The following is a 7890-nucleotide window of genomic DNA, read 5'->3' on the forward strand; positions in this document are numbered from 1 at the left end:
CCCTCCACGCGATCGCGCGCTACGAGCGCGACCACGGGCTCCCGCCGAACGCGATCAACCGCGCGGTGGTGGCCGCGGGCGAGCGCGGCGCCTGGGCGCGGCTCGAGCGGGGCGAGCTGACCGTCGAGCGCTTCCTCGGGCCCTTCGAGGCCGACTGCCGCGCCCACGGCGTCGCCGTGAGCGGCGACCGGCTCATGGCCTACATCGCGTCGGCGGGCGTGGCGCGGCCGCAGATGCTGCGCGCGGTCCGCCGCATCCGCGAGCGCGGCCTGCGGGTGGGCGCCCTCACCAACAACTGGGCGACCGAGACGCCGCGGCCGCCGAGCCCGCTGCGGGAGCTGTTCGACGCGTTCATCGAGTCGCGCGCGGTCGGCATGCGCAAGCCCGACCCGCGCATCTACCGGCTCGTCTGCGAGGAGCTCGGCGTCGAGCCGGCGCGGACGGCGTTCCTCGACGACATCGGCGCGAATCTCAAGACCGCGCGCGCCCTCGGGATGACGACGATCAAGGTCGTGGGTCCCGACGCGGCGCTCCGTGAGCTTGGCACGCTTCTCGGCTTCGACCTCCTCGCCTGACCGGCGTCAGGCGTCGAGGAGCCGCGTCACGAGCGACGCCAGCCGGTGCGTCTCCGAGGGCACGAGGTCCATGAACCAGAGGGCGACGCCGTCGCCGTCGACGCGGGTCACGAGGGCGACGGCCTCGAGCGGCCCGCCGGCGTCGGGCGGGGCGAAGCCGACGCGCACCGTGCGGCCCGCCCTGAGGCGCGCGGCGGTCCGGACCTTCATGCCCAGCGCGGAGAGCTGCGTGCACGTGCCCGCCGAGCCGGTGCCCCGGTCGGACACGAGGCGCACCGCCAGGCTCACCGGCGCGCGCGGCGCCTGCCGCCGCTCCTCGCGGTGCGCCGCGCGCCGGCGCGCGCGCGCGTAGGGCTCGATCAGCTCGAGCACGACGGTGAGCCGCTGGAGCGTGACGGGCTTCCGCAGGTAGTCGAGCGCGCCGAGCCGGAGGCACGCGCGCGCCTCGTCCTCGGACGCCATGCCCGAGACGACGACGATGGGGACGCCGGCGGCGCGGACCTCCGGGTGCTCGAGGAAGGCGAGGCCGCTCATGCCGGGGAGCCGCACGTCGAGGAGGACCGCCTCGGCCTGATCGTGCTGGAGGTTCTCGAGGCCGCGCTCGGCGCTCTCGACGGGGATGGCCTCGTGGCCGAGGGCCGTGACGAGGTCGCGGAAGACCTCGCGGACCGAGGTCTCGTCTTCGACGATCAGCACCCGCATGACGCTTCCAGCTTACACGTCCGTTCCAGCTTATGTCGGGCGGGCTCCGCGGAGCGCGGAAAATAGCCGCGCGCTCGTGATCGGCGCCTCGCGGAGCGTCACGCCGAGGTCGGCCACGGCGTCCTCGACGGCGTTGACGATCGCCGCCGCGCCCGGGATGGCGCCGCTCTCGCCCACCCCCTTCACGCCGAGCGGGTTGATGACCGACGGGTGCTCCTCGAGGGCCACCGGCAGCGGCGGCAGCTGGTCGGCCTTCGGGATCGCGTAGTCCATGAGGCTCGCCGTGAGGAGCTGGGCGTTCTCGTCGTAGACGACTTCCTCGGCGAGGCCCGCGCCGATCCCCTGGGCCGCGCCGCCCTGGAGCTGGCCCTCGACGATCATCGGGTTGATCGCGCGCCCGCTGTCGTGGACGATCGCGTAGGCGAGCAGGCGGATCGCGCAGCTCTCCAGGTCGACCTCCACCGCCGCGGCCTGAGTGCCGAAGGCCCACGTGACGGTGTCGGGGTAGAAGTACGTGCACGCGTTGAGCCCCGGCTCGCCCGTGGGCTTGAGCGCCTTCGACTTCACAGCCGCCTGCGCGACGCGCCCGAGCGTCACGAAGCGGTCGGGCACGCCGGCGACGTGCGCGCGGCCGCGCTCGATCCGCACGTCCTCGGGCGCGCACTCGAGCAGGTCGGCCGCCACGCGCGCGGCGCGCGCGCGCACCTCGCGCGCGGTGCGCGCCACCGCGGGTCCGGCGTTCGCGGTGACGCGGCTCCCGCCGGTGCCCATGCCGAAGGGGAGGAGCGCCGTGTCGCCGGCGCTCACGTGGACGTCCTCGAACGCCGCGCCCAGCTCCGACGCCGCGATCTGGGCGAGCGTCGTCGCGTGGCCCTGCCCCTGGCCCGCGACGCCGATCAGGACGTAGACCTTCCCGCTCGGGTCCACGCGCACCGTGGCGCCCTCGAAGGGGCCGAGCCCCGTGCCCTGCGCGTAGCAGGCGAGGCCCACGCCGATCCGGCGCGACGTGGCCGCCTGCGCGCGCTGGCGCTTCCGCCAGTCGTCGTAGCCGAGCAGCGCGAGCGCGCGCTCGAAGGCGCGCGGAAAGTCACCGGGGTCGTAGGCGATGGGGACGCCGTCCTTGTACGTGAGCCCGGACCGGTAGGGCATCTCCTCGGGGCGCACGAGGTTCCGGCGGCGCAGCTCGGCCGGGTCGAGGCCCAGGCGGCGCGCCCCGAGGTCCATGAGGCGCTCCATCACGAGCACGGCCTCGGGACGGCCGGCGCCGCGGTACGCCGCGTTCACGGTCTTCGAGGTGACGACGCTCGTGCCGAGCGCCCGGTAGTTCGGGACGCGGTACGGGCCGGGCAGGTGGTTCACCGTGTTCGCGGTGAGCCCGGCGCCCTCGGCCGGATACGCGCCGACGTCGGCGAGGAACGTGTCCTCCAGCGCGACGATCGTCCCGTCCCGCGCGAAGCCGATGCGCGCCTCGTGCTCCTGCTCGCGGTCGTGGCCGAGGCTCGCGAAGTCCTCGCGCCGCGTCTCCACCCACTTCACGGGCCGCCCGAGCCTCAGCGCCGCCACGGCGACGAGCACCTCCTCGGAGTACACGGAGCCCTTCGGGCCGAAGCCGCCGCCCACGTCGGGGATCATCACGCGCACGCCCTCGACGGGGATGCCGAGGACGCCGGCGACGGCGTCGCGCACGCGATAGGGGTTCTGGTGGGACGCCCAGACGACGAGCGCGCCCGTGTCCGCGTCGCGGTAGGCGAGGGCGCCGCGCGGCTCGATGGGCACCGCGGCGAGCCGCGGATGCCTGAGCTTCGCGTGGACGACGACGTCGGCTCCGGCGAGGCCGCGCTCGGCGTCGCCCACGGCGCCGCGCACGGTCAGCGCCGCGTTGTCGGGCCAGCCCTCGTGGAGACGCGTCCGCGTCCGCAGGCCATCCGCCCCCGTCGCGATCGGCGGCAGCGGCTCGTACTGGACCTCGACGAGCTCGAGGGCGTCGGCCACGCGGTAGGCGCTCTCGGCGATCACGACGGCCAGCGGCTCGCCCACGTAGCGGGCGACGTCGCGCACGAGCACGGGCTGGGCGAACGGGCGGCCGGTGATCGCGCCCCCGATGGGCTTCGTGATCTCGTGGAGGTCCGCGGCGCTCCAGACGTCGACGACGCCGGGCAGCGCGCGGGCCCGCGACGCCTGGATCTTCACGATGCGCGCGTGGGGCTGGACGCTCCGCACGACGCCCAGGTGCAGCATGCCCTCGCGCCTCAGGTCGTCCAGGTACCGGCCGGCGCCCGCGAGGAGACGGCGGTCTTCCTTCCTGAGGGGCGAGGCGCCTATCATGGCGAGGAGAGTGTACATGGTCAGGCTCTATCTCGTGCGCCACGGTCGCGCGGCGGCGGGCTTCGGCGAGGCGCGGGACCCGGGACTCGATCCCGAGGGCCGGGCCCAGGCCGAGGCGCTGGCCGCGCGGCTCGCGCCCCTCGGCCCGTTGCCGATCGTCGCGAGCCCGCTCCGCCGGACGCGCGAGACCGCGGCGCCGCTCGAGCTGCGCTGGCGCCGCACGGCCCTGATCGAGCCTCGCGTGGCGGAGATTCCGTCGCCGGTGGAGGACCTGGCGCGACGCGGCGAGTGGCTCCGCGGCGTGACGGCCGGGCGCTGGGCGGCGCAGGCGCCCGAGCTCCAGGCCTGGCGGCGCCGCGTCGTCGAGGCGCTTGGGGCGATCCGCGAGCCGAGCGTGGTCGTGAGCCACTACATCGCGATCAACGTCGCGGTGGGCGCGGCGACCCGCGACGACCGCGTCGTCTCCTTCGCGCCCGATCATTGCTCGGTCACGCTCGTGGAGGTCGAGGACGGCGCGCTCCGCCTGATCGAGCGCGGCGCCGAGGCCGCGACGCGGGTGCTCTGATGGAAGCGCCGCGCCTCGGCCGGAAGCTGACCGCGGCGCAGCTGTCGGCGAACCTGGTGGGCGCGCTCCTCGCGTTCTCGTACTTCACCTTCATCGACTCCGTGCCGCTGCCCGAAGCGCGGAGCGTGGCCTCGGTCGCGTTCTTCATCGCCAGCTTCAGCCTCCTCGCGGCGGCGGCGTCCGTGTGGGCGAATCGCTGGGCGCGACCGCTGTCGAGCGCCCTGCCAGGGACGCTCGACTGGCCCGAGGCGCGGCGGCGCGCGGTGCTGCTCCCGTACATGGTGGCCGGAGTCACCGCCTGCGCGTGGACGCTTGCCGGCCTCATCTGGGGCGTCTTCTGGCCCCTCGTCCTGGGCCACTTCACGCCGAGCCGGGCGCTCCAGAGGATCTTCGGCATCACCTTCGTCGCCGGGACCGTCACGACGGCGTTCGTCTTCTTCCTGATCGAGCGCCTGTGGCGCCGCGAGCTGCCGCAGTTCTTCCCCGAGGGCGACATGAGCGCCGTGCCGGGCGTGATCAGGCTGCGGGTGAAGACGCGGCTGCTCGTGATCTTCCTGATGCTCGGGACCGTGCCGCTCTCACTCCTCGGCGTGCTCGCCTACCGCCGGGCCGTGGCGCTCCTCACGACCGACCCGGCGGCGGCGGCCCGGATGGTCGACAACATGCTCGTCACGATCGTCTTCCTGGTCGTCGCCGGCGTCGTCTCGGCGATCACGCTCGCGATCTTCGTCGCCAACAGCGTCGCGGCGCCTTTGCGCGACCTCCAGGCGGCGATGGGCCGGGTCCGGCAGGGCGATCTCGAGGCGAGCTGCCCCGTGGTGTCGAACGACGAGCTCGGCGAGGTCGCCGAGGGCTTCAACCGGATGGTCGGCGGGCTCCGCGAGCGCGAGTTCCTCAAGGAGACCTTCGGCAAGTACGTGAGCCCCGAGGTGCGCGACGAGATCCTCTCGGGCCGCCTCGCGCTCGAGGGCCAGGCGCGCGAGGTCACGATCCTCTTCGCCGACCTCCGCGACTTCACGCCCTGGGTGGAGGCGACGGACCCGCGGGAGGTCGTGCGCGACCTGAACCGCTACTTCACCGAGATGAACGAGGCGATCCGCCGCCACCGCGGGCTGGTCCTGCAGTTCATCGGCGACGAGATCGAGGCGGTCTTCGGCGCCCCGGTGGCCGACCCCGCGCACGCCGCGCTGGCCCTCCGGGCCGCGCTCGAGATGCGCGAGCGTCTCGCGCGCCTGAACGCCGAGCGGGCGGGCGCCGGCAAGCCGCCGCTTCGCCACGGCGTCGGGATCCACACGGGGCGCGTGCTCGCCGGCAACATCGGCTCGAGCGAGCGGCTCTCCTACGCGCTCGTGGGAGACCCGGTGAACCTCGCCTCGCGCATCCAGGACCTCAACAAGCAGCTCGGCTCGGACATCCTCGTGAGCGGCACGACGCGGGCGCTCCTCGACGGGACGTTCGCGCTGACGCCGCTGCCCGCGGTGCGCGTGAAGGGACGGTCGGTCGAGGTCGAGATCTACCGGCTCGCTTGAATTCATGGGGGGCTGCGACGGGCCCCCCAAGCCCCCCGACGCTCGCACACGCCCCGGGAAACCCGGGGCGCGGCTCGTTCACGGGCTCTGATCCCAGACCACGGGCTCGAGCGTGAGGCGGGCGCCGCAGCGCTCGCGCACCGCCGCCTGCAGCTCGCGCGCGAAGGCGACGACGTCGCGGGCGCGGGCGCCCTCGTGGCAGACGATGGCGAGGGCGTGGCGGCTCGAGAGCCCGACCGTGCCGTGCCGGTGGCCGCGCCGGAAGCCCGCGCGCTCGATGAGCCACGCGGCCGAGAGCTTCACCCGGCCGTCGGGCTGCGGCCAGCGCGGCATCGCCGGGTCGCGCACGCGGCCCTCGACCTCGGCGAGCTCGGCCGCGGTGACGATCGGGTTCGTGAAGAAGGAGCCGCAGCTCCGGCGGTTCGGATCGCCCGGGTCGTCGAGCACCATGGACTTGGCGCGCCGGATCGCGAGCACGCTCTCGCGCACGTCGGCGAGCGTCGGCGCCGCGAGGCGCCGCGCCTCCAGATGCTTCTCGAGGTCGGCGTAGCGCAGGGTCGGCGGGCCGCCCGGGCGCAGGCGGTAGCTCACGGAGAGGACGACCCAGCGGCCGGGCTCGCCGCTCTTGAAGCGGCTGTCGCGGTAGACGAAGCCGCAGTCGCGCCCGGCGAGCGTTGCGACGGCGCCCTCGCGCGTGTCGAGCGCGCGCACCTCGGTGACGGTGTCGCTCACCTCCTGGCCATAGGCGCCGACGTTCTGGATGGGCGTGGCCCCGACGAGCCCCGGGATCCCGGAGAGACACTCGAGGCCGGCCCAGCCGCGCTCGACGGCGCGACGGACGAGGTCGTCCCACGGCTCGCCGGCCGCCGCGGTCAGCTCGAGCGCGCCGCCGGCCTCGCGCGTGGAGACGCCGCGGAGGTCGATCTTCACCACGAGCGCGTCCACGCCCTCGTCGGGGACGACGAGGTTCGAGCCCCCGCCCAGCACGCGGAGCGGGACGCCGCGCGCCCTCGCCCAGGCGAGCGCGTCGAGCACCGCGGACTCCTCGCGCGCCTCGACGAACCAGCGCGCGGGGCCGCCGACGGCCAGCGTGGTGCGCGGCGCCAGCGGGACGCTCTCGCGCGGCGTCACCGGCGCGCCGGCGGGATGTAGCCGAGGAGGAGCACGGCGAGGTGGACGAGCAGGAGCTTGTTCCACGCGAGGCTCGCGTCGAGCGCCGCCTGCGGATCGGCGAGCTCGGCGCGGAAGAGGCGGGCCAGCGCGCTCTGCGCGAGGCTCATCGCGCCGACAATGAAGTGGGGCGGCACCACACCGCCCGGGCCGTGGGCGCGATGGCTGTGCGAGAGGCCGACCGCGAGGAGGTAGTAGGAGAACTCCTGCGTCGTCGCGACCTCGGCCGTCTGACGGAGCCAGCGCGCGAGGCTGTGCTTGCGCCGTTCGAGCCGTGCGGCGTCGGGCGTGCCGTCCTCGCCGAGGAAGAACCGCGCCGTCGCCGGGAACTTGAGGAAATGCGCGTAGAGCGCGTCGGTGAACGCGGCCTCGTGGGCGAGGACGACCGGCGCCGTGCGGCGCACCGCCTCCACGTCGGCCTCGCCGAGCTCGACGAACTCCATCAGCTCCCGGATGAACCGCGGCATGTCGGTCCCCGGGAGGTAGGAGGGCTCGCCCGGCGGCTGCGGCGCCGTCACCCGCGCTCAGGCCGTCCGGTTCTTGAAGTACGAGGACTTCAGCGCGATCTTGCCGCCCCTGAACGTGAACAGGTCGCAGCCCAGGACCTCGACACGCTTGCCGTCGGCGGCCGTGCCCGTGAACGTCCACTCCGAGCAGCCCCGGTCGCCCGCGACGAAGTGGCGCGCGCCGCCGAAGTGGGCGTCGGGGAACAGCTTGAACACGCGCGCGAACGCTTCGCGCACGCGCTCGCGCCCCTCGTAGCGCTTGCCGCACACCTCCGGGCCGGCGGTGGTCTCGAAGGCGCAGTCCTCCGCCATGAACGTCATGAGTGCGTCCACGTCGTGCGCGTTCCAGCCCTCGGCGAACCGCTCGAGAAATTCGACGCTCGGCATGGGGTCCTCCTCTGGTGTACGACTGTACAACACCGTCAGGGCTGGAGCCGCGTGGCGGTCCAGGGCCCGCCCCGGTAGCCCTCGCCCGCGCGGGCGAGCGCGCGGGTCCAGGCCGCGCGGTCGTGGGCGCG

Annotated in this window: 8 protein-coding genes; 3 read left to right on the plus strand and 5 right to left on the minus strand. The window is 74.6% G+C overall.

What is annotated here, in order from left to right:
- Positions 1-575, plus strand: a 575-nt coding sequence (locus tag VKG64_17955; GenBank protein HKB26923.1) for an HAD family phosphatase, incomplete at its 5' end; no start/stop codon positions are given.
- 6 nt (positions 576-581) lie between these two features.
- On the opposite strand, the gene VKG64_17960 is transcribed toward VKG64_17955, so the two are convergent.
- Both VKG64_17960 and VKG64_17965 read right to left on the minus strand, forming a co-directional pair.
- The gene (locus VKG64_17960) at positions 582-1277 is read right to left on the minus strand and encodes a response regulator (GenBank protein ID HKB26924.1); all 696 of its coding nucleotides are present in this window, start codon (positions 1275-1277) and stop codon (positions 582-584) included.
- Between the two features lie 30 nt (positions 1278-1307).
- Entirely contained in the window at positions 1308-3602 is a 2295-nt protein-coding gene (locus tag VKG64_17965) for a xanthine dehydrogenase family protein molybdopterin-binding subunit (GenBank protein ID HKB26925.1), read from the minus strand.
- Between VKG64_17965 and VKG64_17970 the strand changes: the two genes are divergently transcribed.
- Positions 3601-4167 (plus strand): histidine phosphatase family protein, encoded by a 567-nt coding sequence (locus VKG64_17970; protein HKB26926.1) that lies wholly within the window; start codon positions 3601-3603, stop codon positions 4165-4167. The genes VKG64_17965 and VKG64_17970 overlap by 2 nt on opposite strands.
- Positions 4167-5696 (plus strand): adenylate/guanylate cyclase domain-containing protein, encoded by a 1530-nt coding sequence (locus VKG64_17975; GenBank protein ID HKB26927.1) that lies wholly within the window; start codon positions 4167-4169, stop codon positions 5694-5696. The genes VKG64_17970 and VKG64_17975 overlap by 1 nt, the downstream gene beginning before the upstream one ends.
- Before the next feature lie 78 nt (positions 5697-5774).
- On the opposite strand, the gene VKG64_17980 is transcribed toward VKG64_17975, so the two are convergent.
- The 3 genes from VKG64_17980 to VKG64_17990 are packed head-to-tail and all read right to left on the minus strand — an operon-like array spanning position 5775 to position 7759.
- On the minus strand, positions 5775-6827 hold the full coding sequence (locus VKG64_17980; protein ID HKB26928.1) for a UDP-N-acetylmuramate dehydrogenase: 1053 nt from the start codon (positions 6825-6827) through the stop codon (positions 5775-5777).
- The gene (locus VKG64_17985; protein ID HKB26929.1) at positions 6824-7384 is read right to left on the minus strand and encodes a protoglobin family protein; all 561 of its coding nucleotides are present in this window, start codon (positions 7382-7384) and stop codon (positions 6824-6826) included. Before VKG64_17985 ends, VKG64_17980 begins: the two co-directional genes overlap by 4 nt.
- Positions 7385-7390: 6 nt before the next feature.
- Positions 7391-7759: a nuclear transport factor 2 family protein gene (locus VKG64_17990; protein HKB26930.1), complete on the minus strand. Its 369-nt coding sequence runs from the start codon at positions 7757-7759 to the stop codon at positions 7391-7393.
- Positions 7760-7890: the final 131 nt, after the last annotated feature.

It is taken from the genome of Candidatus Methylomirabilota bacterium (assembly GCA_035260325.1).
GTDB lineage: Bacteria > Methylomirabilota > Methylomirabilia > Rokubacteriales > CSP1-6 > AR19.